Source organism: Pseudomonas sp. NPDC099000 (assembly GCF_044759925.1).
GTDB lineage: Bacteria > Pseudomonadota > Gammaproteobacteria > Pseudomonadales > Pseudomonadaceae > Aquipseudomonas.
This window is the reverse complement of record NZ_JBIWAF010000038.1, coordinates 1774-2368: the sequence shown is the minus strand read 5'-3', so window position 1 is coordinate 2368 and position 595 is coordinate 1774. Positions and strand designations below refer to the sequence as shown.

The window sequence follows — 595 nt, the reverse complement described above, 5'->3', positions numbered from 1 at the left end:
ACTGATACCAAAAACCGACTACTGCCAGCATACACGACTTCATTGCTCATTCAGTCCTCTCCCATCAGCTTTGTGGCCTGTTAAATCAGGCGTCTACTAAGTAAAAATCTGAACTTATAAAAATTTTGCCGAATGGTAATGAAAAGCCCCAATTCTGACAAGGTAATTACCGAGGGGCTTCACTGCCAAGCCTTGCAGTATAGGGCTTCTACGGCTGTGGCAAGTTGTCACAGCGCAATTCTTTGATAAATCGCGCCCATAAAAAAACGCCCAGCTTCGCGAGGAAACTGGGCGTTCTTTTTGAACGCGAAAGCGAATTAACGCTTCGAGTACTGCGGACGCTTACGCGCTTTACGCAGACCAACTTTCTTACGTTCAACTTCACGAGCATCGCGAGTAACGAAGCCAGCTTTGCGCAGAGCGCCACGCAGGGTTTCGTCGTACTGCATCAGAGCGCGAGTGATACCGTGGCGGATTGCGCCAGCTTGACCACTTACACCGCCACCGATAACGGTGACGTAGATGTCGAACTTTTAAAGTTTGTCGGTCAGTTCCATCTGCTGACTAAGTTCATTTTGTGGTTTTTCGTTTCATT

1 pseudogene is annotated in these 595 nt (G+C 47.9%); it reads right to left on the bottom strand.

Annotated elements, in window-relative coordinates:
* Positions 1-317: 317 nt before the first annotated feature.
* A pseudogene (gene rpsI / locus ACIQV9_RS26625) lies at positions 318-563 on the bottom strand (30S ribosomal protein S9); the annotation flags it as partial.
* Positions 564-595: the final 32 nt, after the last annotated feature.